General features: G+C 66.7%; 15 protein-coding genes. 5 read left to right on the forward strand and 10 right to left on the reverse strand.

Translation table 11 applies throughout. The features are described 5' to 3' along the window. Window position 1 precedes the first annotated feature (1 nt). Complete coding sequence (locus tag AB0I51_RS02395) at window positions 2-6,976, forward strand: polymorphic toxin-type HINT domain-containing protein (protein WP_362970542.1); 6,975 nt, start codon at window positions 2-4, stop codon at window positions 6,974-6,976. A 26-nt stretch (window positions 6,977-7,002) separates the two neighbouring features. Beyond that, window positions 7,003-7,467, forward strand: coding sequence for a hypothetical protein (locus AB0I51_RS02400; RefSeq protein ID WP_362970544.1), 465 nt, complete (start codon window positions 7,003-7,005; stop codon window positions 7,465-7,467). 102 nt (window positions 7,468-7,569) lie between these two features. On the opposite strand, the gene AB0I51_RS02405 is transcribed toward AB0I51_RS02400, so the two are convergent. The 5 genes from AB0I51_RS02405 to AB0I51_RS02425 form a co-directional block, all read right to left on the reverse strand. Next, window positions 7,570-8,823 (reverse strand): tyrosine-type recombinase/integrase, encoded by a 1,254-nt coding sequence (locus AB0I51_RS02405; RefSeq protein ID WP_362970546.1) that lies wholly within the window; start codon window positions 8,821-8,823, stop codon window positions 7,570-7,572. Then, a complete protein-coding gene (locus tag AB0I51_RS02410) occupies window positions 8,820-9,005 on the reverse strand; it encodes a helix-turn-helix domain-containing protein (RefSeq protein ID WP_362970548.1) in 186 nt (61 codons plus the stop codon). The genes AB0I51_RS02405 and AB0I51_RS02410 overlap by 4 nt, the downstream gene beginning before the upstream one ends. Next, window positions 8,998-10,341, reverse strand: a complete 1,344-nt coding sequence (locus AB0I51_RS02415; protein ID WP_362970550.1) for a replication initiator — start codon at window positions 10,339-10,341, stop codon at window positions 8,998-9,000. Before AB0I51_RS02415 ends, AB0I51_RS02410 begins: the two co-directional genes overlap by 8 nt. A gap of 144 nt (window positions 10,342-10,485) precedes the next feature. Continuing rightward, window positions 10,486-11,814 (reverse strand): FtsK/SpoIIIE domain-containing protein, encoded by a 1,329-nt coding sequence (locus AB0I51_RS02420; protein WP_362970552.1) that lies wholly within the window; start codon window positions 11,812-11,814, stop codon window positions 10,486-10,488. Next, the gene (locus AB0I51_RS02425) at window positions 11,814-12,140 is read right to left on the reverse strand and encodes a hypothetical protein (RefSeq protein WP_362971125.1); all 327 of its coding nucleotides are present in this window, start codon (window positions 12,138-12,140) and stop codon (window positions 11,814-11,816) included. The genes AB0I51_RS02420 and AB0I51_RS02425 overlap by 1 nt, the downstream gene beginning before the upstream one ends. Before the next feature lie 228 nt (window positions 12,141-12,368). On the opposite strand from AB0I51_RS02425, the gene AB0I51_RS02430 reads away from it, so the two are divergent. After that, window positions 12,369-13,298 carry a GntR family transcriptional regulator gene (locus tag AB0I51_RS02430; protein ID WP_362970554.1) on the forward strand — a complete coding sequence of 310 codons (930 nt, stop codon included), beginning with the start codon at window positions 12,369-12,371 and terminating at the stop codon, window positions 13,296-13,298. Between the two features lie 113 nt (window positions 13,299-13,411). On the opposite strand, the gene AB0I51_RS02435 is transcribed toward AB0I51_RS02430, so the two are convergent. From AB0I51_RS02435 to AB0I51_RS02445, 3 genes are all read right to left on the reverse strand, one after another. Next, window positions 13,412-13,777, reverse strand: a complete 366-nt coding sequence (locus tag AB0I51_RS02435) for a hypothetical protein (protein ID WP_362970556.1) — start codon at window positions 13,775-13,777, stop codon at window positions 13,412-13,414. Next, window positions 13,777-14,085: a hypothetical protein gene (locus AB0I51_RS02440; protein WP_362970558.1), complete on the reverse strand. Its 309-nt coding sequence runs from the start codon at window positions 14,083-14,085 to the stop codon at window positions 13,777-13,779. Before AB0I51_RS02440 ends, AB0I51_RS02435 begins: the two co-directional genes overlap by 1 nt. Before the next feature lie 138 nt (window positions 14,086-14,223). Then, window positions 14,224-15,420: a helix-turn-helix transcriptional regulator gene (locus tag AB0I51_RS02445; protein WP_362970560.1), complete on the reverse strand. Its 1,197-nt coding sequence runs from the start codon at window positions 15,418-15,420 to the stop codon at window positions 14,224-14,226. A gap of 1,169 nt (window positions 15,421-16,589) precedes the next feature. On the opposite strand from AB0I51_RS02445, the gene AB0I51_RS02450 reads away from it, so the two are divergent. Beyond that, entirely contained in the window at window positions 16,590-17,231 is a 642-nt protein-coding gene (locus tag AB0I51_RS02450) for a hypothetical protein (protein ID WP_362970561.1), read from the forward strand. A gap of 173 nt (window positions 17,232-17,404) precedes the next feature. On the opposite strand, the gene AB0I51_RS02455 is transcribed toward AB0I51_RS02450, so the two are convergent. Further along, a complete protein-coding gene (locus AB0I51_RS02455) occupies window positions 17,405-17,701 on the reverse strand; it encodes a hypothetical protein (protein ID WP_362970563.1) in 297 nt (98 codons plus the stop codon). Between the two features lie 218 nt (window positions 17,702-17,919). Here AB0I51_RS02455 and AB0I51_RS02460 point away from each other — a divergent pair, with 218 nt between their 5' ends. Next, entirely contained in the window at window positions 17,920-18,612 is a 693-nt protein-coding gene (locus AB0I51_RS02460; protein ID WP_362970565.1) for a hypothetical protein, read from the forward strand. A 1,156-nt stretch (window positions 18,613-19,768) separates the two neighbouring features. Here AB0I51_RS02460 and AB0I51_RS02465 read toward each other — a convergent pair. Further along, window positions 19,769-21,865, reverse strand: a complete 2,097-nt coding sequence (locus AB0I51_RS02465; protein WP_362970567.1) for a LamG domain-containing protein — start codon at window positions 21,863-21,865, stop codon at window positions 19,769-19,771. Between the last annotated feature and the right edge of the window lie 1,299 nt (window positions 21,866-23,164).

The following is a 23,164-nucleotide window of genomic DNA, read 5'->3' on the forward strand; positions in this document are numbered from 1 at the left end:
GGTGGAGCCGAAGGCGGACCTCGGCCGTTCAGTCACCGGCCTGAAGCCCGTACCGCACAAGCGCGTACGCACGTCCACCGCCACCCGGCATACGACCGTGCCGACCCGGACCGCGTGGCCGGCCGCCCGCAGCGGGTCCCTTCAGCTCAAAGCGCCGACGCACTCGGCCGCCACCGGCGCCAAGGCACTTGCGGCGGGGACTCCGGTATGGGCGCAGGCCGTAGCTCCCCGCAAGGGCACCTACACGGGCCCGAAAACGGTGGGTGTCTCAGTCAAGGCCCGGTCCCTGTCTACCCGACTGGGGGTGACCGGTCCGGTCTGGTCGCTTGCCACCGGCCAGAGTGCCGACGCGGCGGCGTCCGGCTCAGGGCAGGTGAAAGTAGGTCTGGACTACGGCGCGTTCAGCCAGGCGCTCGGCGGCAACTACGCCTCCCGGCTGCGGCTGGTGACACTGCCGGCCTGCGCACTGACGACCCCCCAACTCGCCAAGTGCCGCAAGCAGACACCGCTGACCTCGGCCAACGATCCCCGATCCGCAGCGGTTTCGGCAGTGGTCACGCTGACCGGTCAGACCTCCGCGAAGACCGCCGCCTACACAGGCGTACGGCAGTCGGGAGCGGTCTCGGCGGCCTCTGCCGTCTACTCCGGCGCAGCGTCGGCCGGGGCGTCCGCGCAGACGGCCTCGACCTCCGGCGCGGCGACGGTGATCGCGGCAACCGACTCGACCGGCCAAGAAGGCGGGGCAGGAGGCAACTACGCCTCCACGCTGTCGTCCGCGGGTTCCTGGGGCCAGACAGGGTCGTCGGGTGACTTCACCTACACCTACAACGTGACATCGCCGGCGGCCTCGACATCGCTGGCACCGGACGCGTCCTTGTCCTACGACTCCGGCACCGTCGACGGGAAGACCGCCAACACTCAGGCCCAGGCATCCTGGGTGGGGGACGGGTGGAGTACCCAGGACTCCTCCATCTCTCAGGAGTTCACCCCGTGCACAGACTCCCCGGAGGGCAGTGCCGGGTCGGTGACCACCTCGGACGAGTGCTACGACGGTCCGATCCTGACGCTGTCGCTGAACGGGTCCTCGACCTCGATCGTCTACGACTCGGGCACCTCCACCTACAAACTGGCCGACGACAACGGGGAGACGGTCACCAAGGTGACCAGCTCGGCGAACAGGTCGGGCACCTACGACACCTCGTACTGGGTGATCACCGAACGCGACGGCAGCAAGTTCTACTTCGGCCGCAACGAGTTGCCCGGCTGGGCGTCCGGGAACGACACGACCAACTCCGTGGACTCCGAGCGGGTTTACGCCGCCCACAGTGGTGACCCCTGCTACAACTCCACGGCCACCAGCAGCTACTGCACCATGGCCTACAAGTGGCATCTCGACTACGTCACCACCGCCACCGGTGCCGCGATGGCCTACTACTACAAGCAGGACACCAACTACTACGGCGCCCACAACGGGGACTCCGAGGTCAAATATGTGCGCGACTCCTACCTCGCGCACATCGACTACGGATTCACCACCGCCACCGGCCCGTATGGCACCGTTCCCGACAAGGTCGTGTACGGCACGGCGGTGCGCTGCACATCCACCAGCACCAACTGCGGCAGTGCGGAGACCTCCTCCAACGCGTCGTACTACCCGGACGTCCCCTACGACCTGGTCTGCGCGTCCGGGGCCACCTGCAGCGCGTACGCGCCCTCGTTCTTCTCCACCGTCCGCCTGACCTCGATCACCACCCAGCAGTACTCGGTCTCCTCCAGCGCGTACGCGACGGTCGACTCCTACGCGCTGACGCAGACCGAGCCGTCGACGGGCGATGCGACCAGTGCCACCTTGTGGCTGGCCTCCGTCCAGCGCACCGGCGCGGACACCACCGCCGGCGGTTCGACATCCTCGATCACCACGCCGCCGGTGAAGTTCACCGGCTCGGCGCTGGAGAACCGGGTCAGCACCTCCACCTACCCAGGCCTGTTCCGCTACCGCATCACGGCGATCACCACCGAACTCGGCGGCGTCATCGGCGTCTCCTACACGCTGCCGACCGCGTGCTCGACCTCGGCCACCCCGTCGTCGAACACCGCCTCCTGCTTCCCCGAGTACTGGACTCCCAGCGGCTACATCAGCCCGATGCTGGACTGGTTCAACAAGTACGCCGTCCAGGAAGTTCTGGAAACCGACACCACCGGCGGCTCGGCGACAAAGGAAACCGACTACTCCTACAGCGGTGCGGCCTGGCACTACGACGACGACGAGACCACCAAGGCCAAGTACCGCACGTACGGACAGTGGCGCGGCTACCAGAAGGTGACCACCACCACCGGCAACGGCGCAGGGGACGCCCAGACCAAGCAGGTCGACTCCTACTACCAGGGCATGGACGGCGACTGGCTGTCGTCCACCTCGACCCGCAGCGTGTCGCTGACCGACTCCCAGGGCGGCAGCCACACCGACGCCCCCCAGCTGTCCGGCAACGTCCTCGAATCGACCTCCTATCTCGGCAACGGTGGCAGTGTCGACCACTCCACGATCTCCTCGTACTGGATCTCCGCCGCTACCGCGACCCGCACCCGTTTCAAACTGCCGGACCTGACCGCCAACGCGACGGGCACCGCGGAGGACTGGACCCGGCAACGGCTGACCGACGGCGGCACCACCAGCTGGCGCTACACGGAGACCGACACCACCTACGACGCCACCCGCTCCGACGACGACTTCGGCCTGGCGACCTACAGCTACGCGCACACCGTGCCGGCGGCCACCAGTTACGACCAGTGCACCGCCACCACCTACGCCCCGGCCAACACCAGCGCCCACATCATCGGCCTCGTCTCCGCCACGGAAGCCGACTCGGTGGCCTGCTCCGGCTTCACCGAAGGGTCCACCTCGTCCGTTCCCAACGGACTGAACACCCTCGGTGCACCCACCAGCGTCAACCGCCCCGACCAGGTCATCTCCGCGACCCGGACGTTCTACGACGACACCACCTTCTCCACCGCCTTCCCCCAGGCCAGTGCCCCCACCATGGGCCTGGTCACGATGACCCGCACAGCCACCGACTACGGCGCCGGCGCGTTCACCTGGCGCACCACCGCACAGAACACCTACGACGCCACTTATCACCGGCTGTCGGGCACCACCAGCGGCGACGGCAACACCACCACCACCAGCTACACGGTCAACGCGGCGTACCTGACCACCGGACAGAGCGTCACCCAGCCCACGGTGAGCGGGATCGCCCACACCGGCAGCACGACGTTCGACCCGGAGCGGGGCCTGGCCCTCACCACGACCGACGCCAACCACGTCGTCACCACCACCCAGTACGACGCCCTCGGACGGCCCACGTCCGTGTGGAAGAACTCCCGCGCCACCACCTCACTGGCCAACCAGACCTACACGTACACACTGTCGAACACCTCGCTGTCGGGCGTGGTGACCAACACCCTCAACGACAACAGCGGCTATCTCACCTCCGCCAGCATCGAGGACTCCTTCAGCCGCACTCGCCAGACCCAGACCTACACGCCCCAAGGCGGACGGCTGATCGACGACACTCTCTACGACTCGCGTGGCTGGGTGGTGAAGAAGAACACCGGCTACTGGGACTCCGCCACCACACCGACCCTGACTCTCGACTCGGTGGCCGATAACCAGGTCGCCGACCAGGACGTCTACACCTACGACGGGCTCGGCCGGCAGGTCTACGACACATCCGAGAAGAACGGTTCCGTCGTCTCGACGGCCACCGCGGTATACAACGGCGACGCCACCACGATCATCCCGCCCACGGGCGGGGTCATCCAGACCACCCGCACCGACCCGCTCGGCCGGAGCAGTGAACTCGACGACTACACCGCCGCGCCGACGCTGACCACGCCGTCGAACACGACCACCGGCACGTTCTACGTCACCGGCGGTACCACCACGGCCACCACCTACGGCTACGACGGTCACAGCCGACAGGCCACCACCACAGACGCCAAGGGCGATTTGTGGACCAGTCACTACGACCTGGCCGGGGAGGTGACATCCAAGACCGACCCGACAGCCGGCACCTCCTCCATGGCCTACGACGCCGACGGCAACCTGCTGCAGACCAAGGACTCCCGCGGCCAGTACGTCTCCTACACGTACGACGCCCTCGACCGGAAAACCGGCCAGTACGCCGCCGCCACCGCCGACCAGGTCGCATACTCCTCGACCAGTTCACCCGGCAACCAGACCGCCGCGTTCGTGTACGACAACGCCAACGCCGCGATCTCCGGAATGACCTACCCGATCGGGCACGTCACCACGGCCACCTCCTACAGCGGCGGCTACGCCTACGTGGATCAAGCCGTGAACTTCAACGTCTTCGGCGAATCCCTGGGCGAGGAGACGATCATCCCCTCCGGTGCACAGGGCACCGTGCTGGGCAAGACCTGGAAGACCACCCACAGCTACACCAGCGTCAACGGACTGCTGTGGACCGACGGCTACGCCCTCGGCGGCGGCCTGCCGGCCGAAACCGTCACCCACGGCTACAACAACGACGACGAAGAAGACCAGCTGGCCACCAGCGCCTACAGCTACCTGCACAGTGTCAACTACAGCGCCTACAACCAGATCGCCCAGGTACAACTCGGCTCCTCCACCTCCTACGCCACCACCACCGACACCTACGACGCGCACACCGGGAACCTCACCGACCAACTGGTCACCCGCTCGACGACGACCCCCGCCAGCGTGGACGAAACCGCCTACGCCTACGACCGGGCCGGAAACACCACCCACCAGACCGAAACCCGCTCCGGCAGCAGCACCACGGCCGAGACCCAGTGCTACACCTACGACCCACTCGACCGGCTCACCGCAGCCTGGACCGCCACCGACTCCTGTGCGGCCACCCCCACCACCAGCAACCACAGCACCGTCGGCGACGGCATCAGCGGCGGAACCTACTGGACCAGCTGGAGCTACGACGACATCGGCAACCGCAACACCCAGACCCAGCACACGGTCTCCGGCACCGCCAGCGACACCGTCACCACCAGCGGCTGGTCCAGCAGCCAGCCCAACACCCTGACCAGCACGACCACCACCGGCGGCTCCACCGGCTCCACCAGCTACGGCTACGACAGCGCCGGCAACGCCACAACGCGCGACACCAGCACCGGTGACCAGACCCTCCTCTGGAACAACAACGAACAACTGACCCAGGTCACCAACAGCACCACCGGCACCGCCACCAACTACATCTACGACGCCGGCGGCAACCTGCTCCTGCAGATCGACCCCACCGCCACCACCCTGTATCTCGGCGGCGAGCAGATCACCCTCAACACCTCCGCAGGCACCGCCACCGGCGTGCGCTACTACCCGCTCCCTGGCGGCGCCACCGCCATCCGCACAGGCACCGGCACCAACTACGGCTTCGAACTCGCAGCCGACCAGCACGGCACCAACAGCCTCTACCTCGACTACACCGCCCAGACACCCACCTGGCGCCAGTTCGACCCCTACGGCAACTCCCGCGGCACCACCACCACCTGGGCCGACAACCGCACCTTCCTCAACAAAACCACCGATGCAACGACAAGCCTGACGGACGTCGGTGCTCGCGAATACGACCCCGCCCTCGGCCGCTTCATCAGCCTCGACCCCCTCTTTGAGGCCACCAGCTCCCAGGAACTCAACGGATACACCTACGCCGCCGACAACCCCGTCACCAACAGCGACCCCACGGGTGAGCGGAGCGAGGAATGCGGCACCCTCTACAACTGCCACGGCGGGGTCATCACCAGGCACACCACCGAATACACATCCCCTGACGCCCAAACCCGCTACTACGAGAACACCCCCACGTACGGAACCATGGGCCAGGCCACACGCTACGGGGCCATCGAAAAGCAGGTCGACAGGAACGAGCACTACAAGCCGAAGTCGTTCTCAGTGAAGGACGCCCTCGCGGGCGCCATCGGCTCACTGGTCAACATCGCTGAGGCACTCTCCCCTGCCTGCACCTATGGCATCTCCTGTGGCACAGCCAGCGGAGCGTATCGATCCCTCGTCTCGCACGCGGGCGTAGATACCTCCTCCCACTCTTACGACGCCGGCGGATTCATGGCGAACGCCCTCCTCGCCTTCGCCGGCGGTGGCGAAGCCGAAGCAGGCGAAGCCGCGGAAGGCGAGCTGAGCGCCGCCGAACCGTGCAGCTTCAGCCCCGACACCCCCGTCCTCATGGACAAGGGCAAGACCAAACCCATCGGAAAGATCAAAACCGGTGACAAGGTCGAAGCCGCAGACCCCAATACCGGCAAACACCAGGGCTCCCGCACCGTCCAGCACGTGTGGATCAACCACGACCACGACCTGCTCGATGTCACCATCCGCACCAAAGACGGCCACACCGCGACCATCCACACGACCTCTAATCATCCCTTCTGGGACGACACCAAGCACACATGGGTCCCCGCCGGAAAACTCCATCGCGGCGACGCCCTCAACACGGATGCCAACGGCCACGCATACGTCGTCACGACCAAAACTACGCCTGGCGCTGCGAACCGCTGGAACCTCACCGTCCAGCAACTCCACACGTACTATGTGCTGGCGGGGGCCACGCCGGTCCTGGTTCACAATTCGAGTGGGTTGTGCGGAACTGCGGCGCTGGACAATGGAGACTGGCAGCACATCGTGGATCGGCACCGTCCTGGCGGTGTGAAGGTCGACGATAAGGCTGGAATTTTTACAGGTAAGGCCAAGCATGTTCGTGGGCGAATAGCGGAGACCATCGACCGAGGGACGCCAAGGGCGAACACTCCGGACCCTGAAACCGGTAGGCCGCGCGCCGGACAGATATACGAGTGGGATTTCGGGGTTCCTATTGGAAGGGCCGGTCCGGCGAATGGTGGGGGAGAGTTGACAGGCATTCGTGTCGTCGTAAATGACGGTAAAGTCGTGACGGCATTCCCGTTCTAGTTGAATAACGGCGAGCTGAGGAATTTGTGATTCACTTCTCTTTCGAGGTGCCGAAAGCTGAGTCGCCCTGGCGCGATACCTGGGACAGGGCGACCCAGGTCAACTCGGCGGCGATCAGCGAGATGGACCTCTGCTACAAGTACTTCGGGGTAAGTGCCGAACTTGTGGTTGGCGACGTCAAGGTCATCTCCGGCGAGGGGTATGTGACCCTCGTTGATCTAGCCCTTTCTCTCCGCCACGCGTTGAGTCGTCTCTCGTCAGGAGAAGATGCGGCGATTGGCTTCACGGAAGATGATGAAGTCATCCGCTTGCGTCGTGAGTCCGGTCTAGTCGAAATTACGTCCTCGAAGCATCAGTGGCAGGTTTCCGTGGAGCAGGAAGAGCTCGTTGACGCTTTCGGTGACTTCCTGCGAGGGGCGCATGCTCGGCTGACTGAAAATGTCCCCGGACTGGTCGATAACCCAGTAATTCAGCAATTCTCGCCGGAGTGACTGGACTCGACGCCACGCGAATAGAGGGTGAAATGCCAGGGGTCCCACTGGAGTGTTCCAGCGGGACCCCTGCGTCGTTTGACGGCAACGCTGACGGCAACGTCAGCGGACGACGGCTGCGGCGGGTGGGGCGTCGGTCGTGCCGAGGATGGTGCCGAGGGTGTCGATGGCCTGGCGCTGGAGGCGGAGTCGGACGTGGGCGTAGACGCCGGCGGTGACGCCGATGTGGGCGTGGCCGAGGAGTTCCTTTATGACGACGAGATCGACGCCTTGCTCCAGGAGCAGGGTGGCGGTTGAGTGGCGTAGGTCGTGGAAGCGGATGCGGCGGAGTGCTGCTCGGTCGAGGAGTCGGCCGAAGCGCCGGGTCATGTTGGCCGGGTCGATCGGTCCGCCGGTCGGCACAGCGAAGACGAGACCGCTGTCCTTCCAGCCCACTCCGGCCACCTTGCGTTCTGCTTCCTGACGTTCTCGGTGGCTCTTCAGCGAGTGGACACACTCGGTGGGCAGGGCGATGCGGCGTTCGGAGGCGCGGGTCTTGGTGGGCAGGGCGGTCAGACCGCCGGTGCGGGTGCGCTGGAGAGAGCGGCGGATGCTGACGGTTCCTGCATCGAGGTCGAGGTCTTCCCAGTGGAGGCCGAGGAGTTCGCCTTTGCGGAGGCCGGTGCGCAGGGCGAGTTCGTACAGTGCATGCAGCCGGTCGGTCTTGGATGCCTGGAGGAGCTGTCGGGCTTCAGCCGCGGTGAGCGGTGTGAAGCGGCGAGGCCGGGGCGCAGCGGTTTTGACGTTCCGGGCGACGTTACGCGGTAGTTCGTCTTCGCGGACGGCGTGTTCCAGGGCGGACTTGAGGACTGAGTGGACGTACGTCACGGTCAGTGGGGACAGCCGTTTGCCGCAGCACTCGCCGATGGCACAGCAATGGTGCCTGGCCGCATCCAGCCCGTGCGCGCAGCACTGGCAGGTGGTCCGGAGGCGGTCGAGAACGGTGCGTACATCCTTGGCGGTGAGGCGGGCGAGCCTCTTCGTCCCGAGGCCAGGTATGAGGTGGAGGCGGATGCAGGTGGCGTAGCGGGTGTGGGTGTTCTCGCGGAGTCGGTGGATGGCGACGCTGCTCAGCCAGTACGCGAGGTACATGCCCACGGTGCTGTCAGCCGCCGCCACAGGCAGGCCGCGGTTGCTGTCGGTGATCTTCTCGGCGAGTTTGTCGGCGGCGTCCTTGCGGGTGGTGCCGTAGACGCGGACGCGTTTGCGGCTGCCGTCGGCGGCGAGGACGTAGCCGGCGGCTTCCCAGCGGCCGTCCTTGCGCTGGTAGATGGTGCCTTCGCCGTTCGCGCGGGTCTTCTTGCGGGGAGCGGTCATCGGGCGGCCTCTTCCAGATGGCGCTGGATGTAGTCGTCCAGGGCGTGGGCGGGGATGCGGCGGGCGCGGCCGATGGTCAGCGAGGCCAGGTTCCGGGTGCGGATGAGGTCGTACAGCGCGGAGCGGCTGATCTTGAGACGGGCCATGGCCTGGGGAACGGTGAGCAGTTCGTCGTCATGCACTGGCTGTCACCGCCTCTCCGCGAGTGCTACCGCCGATGAGTGCGGCGAGGCGTTCGAGGTCGGGTGTGAGGCCGATGCCGTCGAAGATCCAGTGGGCGAGTACGAGCGTGGTTGCTTCGGGCATGGGGGTGTGGCGGCGGTGCCAGGCGGCGCGGGCCGCTCGGAGGGCGCCGAGGGTGGTGGAGTAGGTACGGGTCTTGGTGGAGAAGTGGCCGCGGAAGCCGAGCATGTGGGCCCAGGCCCGCAGCTTCAGGTGTTCGAGGTCGCGGAGGGCTCCGAGGGCCCATGCGGTGCGGATCATGCGTGCGGCGTGGTCGGGGATGGTTTCCTGGCCGAGTTCGGCGATCAGCTTCAGGCGGTGGTCGAGGGTGCCGGTGGCGCTTTCGGCGCCTTTCGTGGCGTACTTCGCGACGTATCCGGCGACCTTGCCCTCGGTGATGGTGGTGCCGTCCTGGAAGGCGGCGGACCGGATGACCTTGACGTCCAGCTCCTTGCCGAAGCTGAAGGAGCAGGCGTGGCCGTCTATCTCTGGCCCGTCGACGTGGGCGCGTGCAACAGCGGTCCGGACGGCGTCGGTCAACATCTCGGGCGTGGCCCAGGCGGGCGGCCGTGTGTGCCCGCCTTCGGGGCCGTCGAGACGGATCACGGCGTGGAAGTGGATCAGCCCGCGTCGCTGGTACTCGGCGACCTTGGCGTACGAGATCCGGACGAATTTGGAGAGCCGGCGCTGCGGGACTCCGGCAACTGCGGCGATGGTACGGCGCAGGTGGAGCATGAAGCGGGCCCACAGGGCGGGGGCGTGGGCGTTCCACAGGACCGCGCCCTTGTAGTCGTACCGATTCGGGTTGAGCGGGGTGCCGAGGGCCGGGTCGTCCTTGGCGTGGGCGCGTCCGCACCCGCAGCGCGCGGCGGAACTGGAGCGCCTGCCGTGAACCGGACCGTACGACGGGGCGGTGAGCGTGGCGAACACCCGTGGATGGGCGGCGACTTGCTCAGGGATGTTCTTCCCGCCGCGCAGACCGGCGGCCATGAGATGGAATGTGTCCTGGCGGTACAGCTCGGCGCAGGAGGGGCAGCGGGTGGTGCGGCGGTTGCCGCAGCGGACCAGGAGGTGCCCGGCGGGCAGGTTCTTGGACTTCAGTTCTCGGAGGATTTCGCCGGTGGCGGGGTTGATCTCGGTGCGGTGGCCTTCGAGGCGGATCGGCTGGGCGCAGCCGCCGAGGGAGGACAACTGCCGGACGAGACCCGGCAGATTCCGGTAGGAGGTGAAAACCGACAGGTCGGCGGCTGTCGGTTCAGGTCGGGGGATTGCGGCGGTGCGGTCGTGCGATGGCATGCTGGCGGGACCTCTCTGAGCTGCGGCGCACGCGTGTTCCGTGGACGGGTAAGGGAGGGAGGCCCCGGCAGGGGCGAGGGTTTGGCGACTACACGCCCTTGCCGGGGATCACTGCGGTACGGGACCGGGAGCGGCCGGTGGGGTTCACGCGGCCTTGTCCAGGTCGATACGGGTGGGCAGTTCGCGGACCTTCAGCCCGGAGGCGCACATCAGATCGTTGATCTGCCAGCACGCTTCGGTGGGCAGATAGACCGAGCGCAGCCGGACGGGGGTGCGCATGTCGCCGACGGAGGCGATGGAGACGCCCTGGGGCATGGTGCGGTCGGCGGCGGTGATGTCCAGTTCCCGGCCGTCGGGGAAGAGGTGCAGGAAGTCCTCGACGGTGTCGACGCGGTGGCAGATCCGGGCGGACAGGTTGGTGCGTACGGCGGTGGTGAGTACGTCGGCGGAGGGCTTCTGAGTGAGCAGCCACAGCCGTACGCCGAACTTGGCGCCCTGGCTGGCGACGGCCAGCAGTTCGGCCTCGAACCGTTCGCGGGCCTTGCGGTCGGGGTGACGGGTGTAGTTCGCCACCTCGTCGATCACCACGAGCAGCAGCGACAGTTCCGGGCTGAAGTCGGTGACGCGGTCGGTGCGTCCGGACCAGAACAGCCGCTCACGGCGCTGCATCTCCTCGCGCACCCAGCGCAGGATCTCGGTCGGCTCGTCGGGATGGATGGCGTCGGAGACCTTGTACGCGGTACGCCACCAGGGCGCGACCGCCCCGAGGTTGGGGTCGATCACGATCAGACGCACGTCCCGCATGAGCGAGGCGTAGGCGAGCAGGGTGTTGACGGTGATCGACTTGCCGGAGCGGGTGGCGCCGGCGATGAGGGCGTGGGCGGAGTAGGCGAGGTTGAGCACGACGGGGGTGCCGTCCTCGTCCCAGCCGAGCAGCACGTCATCGGTGGAGACGAACTGACCCGGTCGGCAGGCCGGGGAGCCGTCCGGGCCGAGCAGCGGTGAGCGGATCACCGCCTCCAGCGGCTCGCGCCGGAAGCCCCGCGCGACGATCACTCCGGGTTTGGGCTGGGTGATCCGGATACGGCGCATGCCCCAGGCGTCGCACAGGCCCTCCGAGGCCTCCTGCCAGGCGCTCAGCCCGACCTGCGGCAGCGCATTGGCGGTGACGGTGACGCCGAAGCTGTCGGCGCAGGTGTGCAGGCGCGGCACCAGCGCGCGCGGCTTCGACGGCTGCTCCTGCGGACCGTACTGCTGGAGCACGGTCGGAGTGGCGTCCTTGACCGCCAGGCCCAGCATCGGCGCGAGCCGCTTCCACCCCCACCGCATCTGCCGCGCCTGCCGCAGACTGGCCCGGGTCTCCGCATCGGCGCGGTACCAGCGGGCGAAGCAGAACCCGGCCCAGCCCACCAGCCCGAGCGCACCGAGGCCGACGACGACCAGCATCGCGAGACCGAGAGAGTGCCCGGTCATCAGGCGCTCGCCTTGGCAGTAACGGCATCGCCGCGCAGGGAGATGCCGTGCCGGTCCTTGCCGTTGATCTCGTTCTCCCAGGCCGAGGCGATCAGGCCGGTGAAGGCGACGGGCATGCCGACCTTGAGGCCCTTGCCGAGGCCGGGCTCGGGCACGTTCACGGTGATCACTTCGGCGCGGCCGTTGAACGCGAACATCACGTCCACCTGGTGCAGGTGGGCGCCGGTCGTGCGGTCGATCGCGGGCTCCCGGCCGTCACGGTCCTTGAAACGCGGCCGGGGCTCGGAGGCCAGGATCACCAAGGCCTGGGACTGGTCGATGGGCATGGTCTTCACGGCAAACCTCCAGGTAGAAGGGTGCGAATCACCCATGTGGGTGATCACTCAGCCCGACCCTACCTGACTCAATCCAACTCTATCCATCCCTATTCATTGCTCTTCTGTTCCCGCCCTGTCCCTGGGGTCGCTAATCTGGCCGGTGCAGCGCGCTGTGCTGCGCGAACGGCGGTCGGCCCGTCCTTCCGCCACCGACGTACGCCGATCCGAGGGAAGACGATGGCTCCTGCCGACGAGGCGCGCCTGGCGTTCGAGCGCATCGCGGACGATCTCAAGCAGCAGATCCGCAGTGAGAAGCTCCAGCCGGGGCAGTTGCTGCCGTCGCACAGCCAGCTGATGGAGGCGTACGGCGCGTCGAGCCTGACCGTGCAGAAGGCGGTGCGGCTCCTGCGCAGCGAGGGCTGGGTCATGACCCGCCAGGGCAAGGGCACCTTCGTGAGCAGGTCGGCGGATTTCGAGCACGCCTTTGAGAAGGTCGTCAAGGATCTGGAACGCCGGATCCGCTCCGGCAGCCTCACGCCGGGGATCAAGCTGCCGGGCCGTGAAGCGCTCGCCGACCACTACGCGGTACCGGTCCGTGTCATCGACACGGCGGTCAGCCTGCTCGTACGTAACGAATGGCTCCGCTACGAGGACGAAGAGCACAGCCACGACGCCTATGTACGCGATGCGGACGATCCCGCCCTCGGGCGGCACCTCGCCCAGGCAGCCCTTGTTCAGAAGATCCGCAATGGCTCGTTGCCCAAGGGCACCCGACTGACCGCAGCGGATGCCGCCGAGGCCATCGGCCACAGTGAAGAGACCACCGAGCAGGCCCTGGCCGCGCTGGCCCTGGAAGGACATGCCCGCAAGGTCTACAAGAACCCGCGCAAGGAAATCCCCTCCCGCACCCGGCCGAGCGAGCCGCAGCCGGAAGAACTGGCGTACGTCATCGGCGAAAGCCTCTTCTGGGAAGAACCGGCAGACGCGGGGGGTACCGGCGACGGTTCCGCACAGTTGCCGCAGTCCGCGCTGCCTGGGTCCGGGGACGTCGATCTGGCGGGCAAGCTGGACCTGATTTTGGAGCAGATGGCCGACATGCGCGAGCGTCTTGAGCGCCTGGAGCAGGCAGGCCAGGGCCGAGGAGCCAAGCGCCCCAAGGGCGCCTGACTGCATGCAGTGAGATTCCCCGGAAAGCCATGGCTTTCCGGGGAATTCCGTTTGCGGCCAGATCCGGCCGGGTGCGACGGGCGCTGGCCGGAACGGGGGATCGTGATGGGTGGTCAGTCGAGCGGGACGGGATGGGGGCTGTCCCGCTCCTCGTCCTCGGTCTCCAGGTCGTCCAGGGTGTCGAGGTCGTCGTAGGCGGGTGCGGGCAGGCGGGCTCCCCGACTCACTGCGATCCGGTGGACGTTCGTCAATGCTTCGGTCAACTGGACTGCCAGCAGGTGTAGTTCGCCGGGCGTCCACTGTCGCCCGTTCAGAGTGTGTTGTGCGTCCTGAACGAGTTCACCGGCCAGGCCGAGTTGGGCCGACTCCATGTTGTCGGCGAGGCGTGACAGGTATCCGGTCCCGTCGCCTGCGAGGTAACAGGGTTTTCCTTCCGGCCCGGCCCAGGGGAGCAGGCGGACCTGATTCGTGAGGCTCATCAGGCTCGCCCCTCCGTGCTGCGGGTCAGCAGTGGGCCGGTGTCGATGCCGTGCACGGCCAGCCACAGTGCGCGCCGCGGTGCTCGTCGGCGCTGCTGCTCCTGCTGTTCGTGCGCGAGTAGGTACGGGCGGACCAGTCCGGTGTCCTCACCGTGCAGCACCGGGGCAGCGGGTACGTGAGGCGGACATTCAGTGGATGCCTCCACGACGAGGAGGGCGGAACGGGAGTCCGGTGCGCGGTGGCGGCCCGGTGCGGGCCGTAGCAGTCGTAGCAGTGGTTCGAAGATGTGGGCGATACAGTGCGGCACGTCGGCGCTCCTTGTCAGCGTTGGCCACGCCCCCGGACCGTTCGCCCGGTCGCGGGGGTCCTGACTGAGCGTCAGCCTGCCGACTGGCGATGCACACCGGTTGCACCGAGCGGTGCAACTCCTCTCGCCGGGAACCTGCTATATGCCGACCCACTCCGCGTACTGCGCCAGCGAACTGTTACGTGTCCGTTCCTGTCGCTTGAGGGCCAGCACGGTGTCCCGCACGGTCGGGTGGTAGCGGGTCTGCTGTGGCGCGATGCGCCGGGCCTGGTGCAGGCAGTCCAGTGCTTCCTCCGGGTGGCCGGCCCAGGCATGGGAGCGGCCGAGGTCCATCCAGTGGTGTCCGGCCCGGGAACGGGTCCAGCCTCGCGGGATGTGTACATCCTGGGCGAGTTCGATCGCGCGCCCGAAGTCGTCCATCTCCGAGGCGATGGCCACCGCATGGACACCGACGTTCACCGGCCCCCAGGTGACGCCGAAATCGGGCAACTCTCCCGTGGTCCGGGCCAGAGAGCGGGCCTCGGCCAGGCGGGCGTCCGCCTGGTCCCGGTCCTTCATCCGTCCCGCGATCACCGCAGCCCGCAGATGCATCACACCCTGCATGGCCTCAACGCCTGCCGGGCGGCGCGCCTCCAGGCCGTCGAGATCCCGCAGAGCGCGGTCAATCACCCGCAGACCCACGTCGTACCGGCCGGAGGACATCGTGGTCTGTGCGCGAAGGTAGGCATACATGGCGGCCAGTCCCGGCTCGTCGGCGCGCGGCGCGATCCACGCCAGCCGGTCCAGCGCGACGGTGGCCAGGTCGATATAGCCGAAGTTCCACGCCACGGTGAACACACACCGGAACGTCCCCGCCAGACACTCGTAGGCCAGCCGCTGCTCTTCCCCGGTGCTGGTGTGTGTCGCCTGCACCGACTCGTCGATCAATCCGGGCAGGTCGCGCACCATGTCCGTGTACTGCGTCTGACGGCGTTGCACGAGGGCCCGTTGGACGTCAGCCCGGATCAACGCGGCCGGGCGCGGAGCCGTCTCCCAGTCGAGCGCGACATCCCAGTTCTCCAGTCCCTCACGGATCGGCTGGATCAAGGCGTCCATGCGGTCCCGGCGCAACTCCTCGGCGTACGGCTGCCCCAGCAGATCGGACGTGGAGACGCCCAGCGAGCGGGCACAGGCAGCAACAAGAGCCGGGGAGGCAGCCTTCTGCCCACACTCCACCTTCGACAACAGCGACTTCGACACGTGAGCGCGCATCGCCAGCCCCTGCTGCGTCAGGCCGCGCTGCTTCCGGATGCGGGCGATCCGAGCGCCGGTGTGCTCCTCGATGCTCTGCGACACGGCGAACTCCGTTCTGCGGCAACACTCAGACGGTACCCCCGCAACACGGCCCCGGACCGGCCGAACAACGATCACCCCGGCTGTCCGCAGGAGCACACCCGCCAGTCCGATGCTTCGGACCACACTCCAGCCGAACGACCAGCCGACGGCCACGGCGTAGCACCAAGGCGGGATGCGTCCAAACTTTCTCTACGTCTTCAAGGCGACCCGCTGACGCGGGTCGCGCGCGGCACGGCCGCCCACCCGGCCCGCTCTCGGCTCCGCCACCGCGGGCCGGTCAGCGACCAGGCCGCGCAGAAGCGCGTAGCGGACGACCAGAAGCGAGTGAAGACCGGACGCTCCCGAGCGGCGAGCGCCAGGCCGGCGGCGAGGCAGCGGCAGGGAGTTGGCCGGCGCGCAGGCCCGGCAGTGGGGTCGGTCGGCTCCATGGGCTTTACCCACCTCCCCGAGTCGGGGCCCGCGTCGGGCAAGGCCAGGGGGCCACTCGTTCACATTCCGGGCAGGGGCACAGCCTGCCCGAGTTGCCGGGCCAGCGTACGGCCCCCTGGCCATGCCCGACCCCAACCCGGGCAGGACACCGGCCAAAGCCCACTCCACCGCCCTCACGCGCGCAGCCGTCTGACGGCAACGCCGACGGCAACAGGGGCGCACAGCAGGGCACTTCCACGCACACCTACGGACCAGCCGGAATTCGCTGACCAGCGAAAATGCAGGTGACGACCGAATGGCGAGCACACGTACTATGTGCTGGCGGGCGGCGTCCCGATCTTGGTCCATAACAGCAATGGCGTGGGTATGTGTCCCCTCACAGCTGGGCTGAATCACGGTGACCTTGGCGAGTTCGCGACGCATCAGCGGCTTCAGGCGCAGGGCTATAAGAACATCACGCCCGAAGTCACATTCGAGGCTAGCGATGGGACGCCATTCCGTGCAGACTTCGTCGCTCAGCATCCTGATGGCCACTGGGTGGCCGCCGAGTCGAAGATGAATACAGGAGGTTTTACGGATAATCAAGATATTGGCTATCCCGAGCTGATTACCATTGGGGCTCGACTTGCTACGGATAAGCTTGCTCCATACGGGTTCGAGTACGGTGATAAGATCACTCTGCCCCTGCAGGTCGATCGATGGAGGTGCCCGGATTGCACTCCCCCGTAGGAGCGGCAGCCATGCAGGAGATCACCGCGAAGCTCCAGGACTTGGAATGGGCCCGCGTCAACGCGGCTGAGCCGATCTTTGCCATCGAGAGGCCGCATGGCATTGCGTATCAGATCGGGCTCAACCCGCAGGCCAAGCCTGATCGGGTGATCTTTCACCCAAGTCTCGGTCTGATGCATCTGGAGACAAGTGGCCTGGTGGCGGCCTTCACGGGTCGCCAGTTCCGGGGCATGGCCGGCGCCTGCTCGATGGGTGCTGGTCTCTCGGATCTCCTGTATGAGGAGGGGATTGCCATGGCCCCATATGTTCGCTGGACGGTACGTTCAGAGGATGAGGCGACGCGGCAAATTGACACTCTATGGAGCGATCTCCAGGATTACGGATTCCCTTATCTCGAGTCCGTTAGATCGCTTCGAGATCTGATTGGGAAGATGCAGTCAGCTGCGAGGTATCAGGAGCTTAGCGGCCATCTCGCTGTCGCGTGTGCACTTGAAGGCATGGAGGCTGACGCCGTAAACGCGCTCCGCGAGTATGCAGAGAAGGCGCAGGGGCAGCAGGGAGATATTATGAATCGATCTCGATCGTTCATCAGCTCTTTTGTTGTCCATTTTCAGATTGGTGAGTCTGTCCTAGACCATTCATTCGAATCCTAGTATTCCAGCCGTAGTTCGTGATCTTCATGTCTGCGCTGTGTGCCTTCGGTAGTGGTTGGCGCGGGATCGGGCCTGGTGGCAGCTGAAGCGACTCTCTGAGGTCCGACACTTCCGTTTTATGCCGCGAGGTCGAGGCGTTTCCGACAGCGGGTCCGTGCCTGATGCGGGGTGAGTTAGCCGATGGTCGAGTGGATCCGCTGTCGGTTGTCATGCTGCGCGATCCATCCGAATACGTCTTGCCGGGCCTGCTTCCGGGCCGGCCAAGCGGTGGTGCCGATCTCGGACTTGAGTACGACGAAGCAGCTCTCCGCGGCCGCATTGTCGAAGCACGAGCCGGTTCGGCCTGTGCTCTGTCGGACGTCCAACTCCGCCAATGTTTCCCGGAATTGGACTGACGTATATTGCGATCCGCGGTCGGTGTGGGAAATCGCGTTACCGGCCGTGTGACCGTCGGCGTGAGCTATGCGCATGGCGTCATCGACCAGCCCACGACTTTACGCGTGCACAGGTCGATCACCGTGGCCAGGTACAGCCATCCCTCGGCTGTGGGCAGGCACGTGATGTCGCCGGCGAGCTTCAGGCCCGGCATCGGTGCGGTGAAGTCCCGCTGGATGAGGTCGGGGGCCGGTGGCGCCGTGCGATCCGGGTTCGTCAGCGACCGTGATTTCCGGCGTGTTATCCCGGAAATGTGCCGTTCCCTCATGACCCGCGCGACGAGCTTTCGATTTACGACGTGCCCCAAGATAGAGCATCCGCTGATTGCCGCGGTGATCAGCGCCGCAGCCCTCTGCATCCTGGCCCCGGAAGCGTTCCTGGGCATCGCTGCGGATGTCCTGAGCGGGGAACTCGAAATGGCCGCTGGCGGTTCCCTCAGCGTCGGCTCAGCGACTGCGATGGCCCCCAAGAACTCGGCGGCTACACCTACGTCGGCGACAACCCGGTCACCTTCTCCGACCCCACCGGCCAGGAGATTGGGTCGAAGCCCAATTCGTGCCAGTACGACCTGGCCAACTGCCCGAAGAAGGTACAGAAGGAAGTCGGCTACGACCCGAAGACCGGTCGCGCCGACTACCGCCGGGGCACGGTGGTCCGCCGCACCAGCACCAAGAAGACTCTCAGCACGACCATCGTCTGCGGCAGGATCTGCGTGGTGACGAAAGAGAGCACCGCGAAGAAGAAGGCCGATGAGGCGGCGAGGAAGGCCGAACGGAAACGCCTTGCGAACGCGGTCGACCGTACCGTGTCCTACCTGGGCGATCACCTGACGGCAGGCGTCACCGGCTGCATGGTGGTCTGTGTAGGTGCACAGGTGGCCCAAGGGGGTCTCTGGCCCAGTGTTGGTGGGCTGGGATTCGGCGGGTTCGGAAAACTTGTTGGATGAGCCTCGGCAACTCCTGAGGAACAGGGGTCCACTTCCTACTCTCTCTGCCTCGCTCTGGGAGAGGGAGGCTGCGTCAGCTTCGGAGAAAAGGGGCACTCGGGATCGGGCAAGTGGTGGTTTGGTCTGTCCTACGCGCCCGGAGTGGGTGCCTTTGCGGGCATCAATTATGATCACGAGGTCCTTCCTTACAATAAATCCTGGGGCTACTGAGTGCCTCCCCTCGAAAGGAAAGTAATGGATTGGGGAAGCTGGTTCGCCGAATTCCTCATAGGTTCCTTCCTGGTGGGTTGGGGAATTCTGATGAGATACGTGAACACGCGGCACCCGGATATCTTTGACCGCCTATGGCCGGGGCAGCTGAAGGAAAAAGCCCAAGCGGTCCGGAACAAGCGTCACCAGAGGATTCAGATGACAGTGGTCCTACCGGGCTTCTTGATCCTCGCAGGGGTGGCCGTGCTGATTGAGGCGTTGGTTTCGCTGATAAGAGGGCATGTGTAGGCCGCACTCCCAACCTGCGCCTCGCCGACGTACCGGAGTCGGTGAGGCGCTGTGTTTCCCGAATGCTTTGGTCGGCACGAGGCTGGAGGGCCCCGGCGGTACCACGTGTCCGAAGCCGCAGCCCGTCGGATCTCTCCAGTTGTAGAGACTCCGGCCCGAGTAGACGCGAGTAGAGGTGCTGAGCCTCTGCGCGCTGCAAGGGAAATCCGCTGTGCGGGGATTCCATCCCTTTGGCTGAACTGCGCGGACGCGGCTGTTGCAGTCGAAGGCGTGCAACTCGTCGACTTCCAGGGGCCATTGAGGGGCCACAAGGACAGGAACAGACCGACAAGCACTGCATAGTGCTGACACGGATCGGCACGTCTGACCTGCACGAACGGCGTGAATCGGCATTGATCGGCAAGGGCCGCCAAGATCCCTGGCGGACTCATAATCCGTCGGCCGTGGGTTCGAGTCCCACCCGCCCCACCTTCGCCTCTCCCAGGAGAACCGTTTCCACCTGCGGAAACGTCGGAACGGGTGCCATCACTCGAAGGTGGTGACACCCGTTCAGCTGTTCAGGCCAAGATCCAGTGGACGTGCAGTGGACGGCAGGGTCATCAGGCGGCCTTCCGGCGTCTGTTGGGGGCCCTGCGTTGGGGAGATCAGAGATCAGGGATCAGCACAGACACGGGTCCGTACTCCGCCCCAGGGCGATGATGTCGCCGTCCCTCAGCGCGCCGGAGTATGCCTGTACCTCGTCCACGTCGCCATGCAGGTACTCGCCCCAGCCGTCACCGGACCTGGCCCGGCCGATCTGGAGGGCACCGGTGCTGTGCCAGCCGTTGGGGAGGCTCGCGGTCGCCTGGGTGTTGGTGTAGCCGTCGAGGTAGAGCTTGATCGTGTCGGTGGCGTCGTCGTAGACCACGGCGAGGCGATGGCCCTGGCCCTCGCCTCCGTCCGCGCCCACGATCTGGGACACCACCTTCTCGGGGGCTCCGGCCTCGTCCTTCTCCGGCATCACCAGTTGCCAGGTGTACGTGGACGGCTCGTAGCGCACCTTGAAGGCGTCGGTGTGCTCGCCGGCCTGCGAGAGCACGGTCATCGGGTGGGCGGGCTCGGAGTCCGCGAGGCGTACGACGACGCCGAGAGTGAAACTGTCCCCGGTGTCCACGACGGGCCCGTCGGCAGCGGCGTACCCGCTCTCGCCGTCCAGCAGCAGATGCCCGTCACCGACGAGTGGCGGCGGCACGTAGGTGCAGTCCGGGTCGATGTCCGGGATGCAGGAATCGTCGGACCCCCGGTAGATCGAGGCCCCCGCGCCGAGCCGCAGCGGCGCGCCGCCCGACTGCTCGGGGCTCACCCCGTCCGTCGCGTTCTCCAGCGACCAGTGGCCGAGCAACTTCGGCTTGCGGTAGGCCAGTTCGGCTACCTCGGCCGGCACCACGACCCGGTCGTGAACCTGTACGTCACCGATGTCCCCGTGCCACTGGTCCCCATAGCCGGCAGCACCGAGGGCGCGCCCGATCTGGAAAGCGCCGGCCGCCTCGGCGGGAGTCGCGTCGGCCGCGGTCCCGGCCTCGTGGCCGTTGACGTACAGCCGCGCCTTTCCGGTCTCGGCGTCGTACAGCCCGAGCAGATGGGTCCACTCGCCGGTCTCGGGGGCGCCGCCGGACACCTGTGCGCCGCCGATCGCGAACGACCAGGCGGGCCCGGAGTCCTGGTGGCGCAGCCCGAGGTCGAAGCCGGGTGCCCCGTCGGCATCCTGGCTGACGACGGTCATGTTCCGGTCGGTTTCGGCGGGCCGTACCCACGCGCTCACCGCGAAGGTCTTACGGATGTCGGTCGCTGGGGCGTCCGGGGTGAGAAAGGCGTGGTCGCTGCCGTCGAGGGCGACCGTGGCGGTGGCCGCGGTGCCGGTGGGCACCGGGCCGCCGAAAGTCACGCCGGTCCCGGCACGGGCGGCGGTGCCGGTCTCGGCTGCGGCCGAGCCTGAGTCCGCCGGGTCGTCCAGCTTCCAGCGGGCGACGGGAGCACGGCCGGCCTTCACGTTGAAGTCGTAACGCGACTCCCCGCTGCTTCGGCCCGACCGGTCGATCGCGCGGACCGTCAGCGACTTGGGTCCCTCGGAGAGCGGCAGGTACGGAATGGTCACGGCCGCGCCCGGCCGCTCCGCGGAGACGGTGCCGTAAGGGCCGCCCAGGAAGCCATACGTGTACGACACCACGTCGTCGGAAGGCGAGTCCATCGTGAAGTGGCCGTAGACGCCCACTCCGTCCACCCAGAACACGTCCTCCGGGTTGGGGTATTCGGGAGAGGTGATCGTCGCCTTCTCCGGGCTCGCGTCGTCGTACACGAAGGAGCAGACCGAGCCGTCGCCCTCGTCGCTCCACGGGGAGGTCGCCTTGCCGTCGTTCGCGCGGACATGCCAGGAGACGACGGTGTTCGCCGGGATGTCGTTCGGCATCGTCCAGTACTGGCGCGACCCCGAGGAAAGCGTGACGGTGGTGTAGGTGCGCTGCTGTTTCACTCCGGCCGCGTCCGTCCACCAGGCTTCGAACTCGCCACTGAGCGGGCTGGATTCGGAGGGCTGGTTGTCCTCCTCCGGGTCGTACAGCACCGCACTGAGCCTGGGCGGCGTCGAAACGTAGGGCGTGTCGTCACCGGTCGCGCATGCCTTGCCTCCCGACTGGAGGTCTTGGACCAGCGGCTGATTCGGCGGCAGGTTGTCCACCGCGTTCGCCGTCCCGGCAGCCGTGGCCAACAGTGCCGCCACGCAGCTCCCCACCACCGTCCGTCTGCGTCTGCCTGCCCTTGTGAACCTGGTCAAGTGGCCCTCCCCTGTGAGTGTTTGACGCTCGTGGATCACACGAGCGCCTGAAGCTAACAGAGGCCACTGACAGCGGGGAAAGGGTTTGCTGGCCGACCTGTTCCAGGACTTCGGTGTCGTCGAAGCAGAACAACCAACAATGCCGGGAAGGCTCGGCAGGGGCACGAAAGTGCGGTCGCTGCTCGTGTTCGACCGGCTGGCATCGCGGCGGGGTGCCCCAGGCGGAGCAGGCGTATGCGTAGCGTCTTCGAAGCGCAGTGGAGCATCATCGCGTTGGAAGGGGAAGCCGCTGCGCGAGGATTTTATCCCCTTTGGTCGAGCTGGGCTGCGGCGGTTGTGGGCGCGCCCTCAAGGACGCTCAGGGGCCATCGAGGGGCCACAAGGACAGGCACGGATCGACAAGCGCCACACAGAACTGACCCTGATCAGGATGCCTGAACTGGGAAAACGTCAAAGATGAGCGTTGATCGGCAAGGACCGCCAAAATCCTCAAAGGACTCATAATCCGTCGCCGTGGGTTCAAGTCCCACCCGCCCCGCCTGTGCAGGCTTCTGACCTGCGGAAACGTTCATTTTGGCCTGTCGGATCGTCAACTTTGCCTGAACGGACTGAATCCGCTGCCCGTGGGTTTGGGGTTCGGCGGTGCTCGGCGAGTACTGGCAGGGCCGCTGGAACGGGTACCGACAGGCCTCTGCCAGTTGGCCGAGCGGAGCAGCGACGGTGTCTTGATCAGGTATGTGGTGGCGTTCAAGCCGTCCGCGGGTGCCGTGAAAGGCCGCTACAGACGAAGGCCGGGGAAGGTGGCTGCGAGGCGCGTTCCTGGCCTTGTCGTCGGCATTGATAGGCCACGTCCTCGGCGCCGACCCGGGACGTCCGGGGCCCCGGGTCCCTGGCCGGCAGCGCCCGGCGCGAGTCCAACCGGCCGACCGCATCGCGCAGTTGGGCGCTTCTGGGGGCGTTCGGGCGCAACCAGGGGGACAGGTCCGCCGTCGGCACGATCCACCCGTCCGCCGTCCGCGGTAGGGGGCCACGTGCTACCGACGCTTCGAGCTACGCCCGCCGGTCGTCCGAACCGCTCGGCCGGAGGACACGGCCCAGAGCTTCGGTGGAGGTCTGCCCGCCGTCTTCCCTGGGATTCCGGAACGCGCGAGACTGCACTATGCCTTTCGTGGGACGACCGTCTCCGCCCCCGACGTGGGGTCTGGCGACTACCCTCACCGGGCACGGCAAAGCCGTGAACGCGGG

It is taken from the genome of Streptomyces sp. NPDC050549, from assembly GCF_040655035.1.
In the GTDB taxonomy this organism is placed as follows: Bacteria; Actinomycetota; Actinomycetes; order Streptomycetales; family Streptomycetaceae; genus Streptomyces.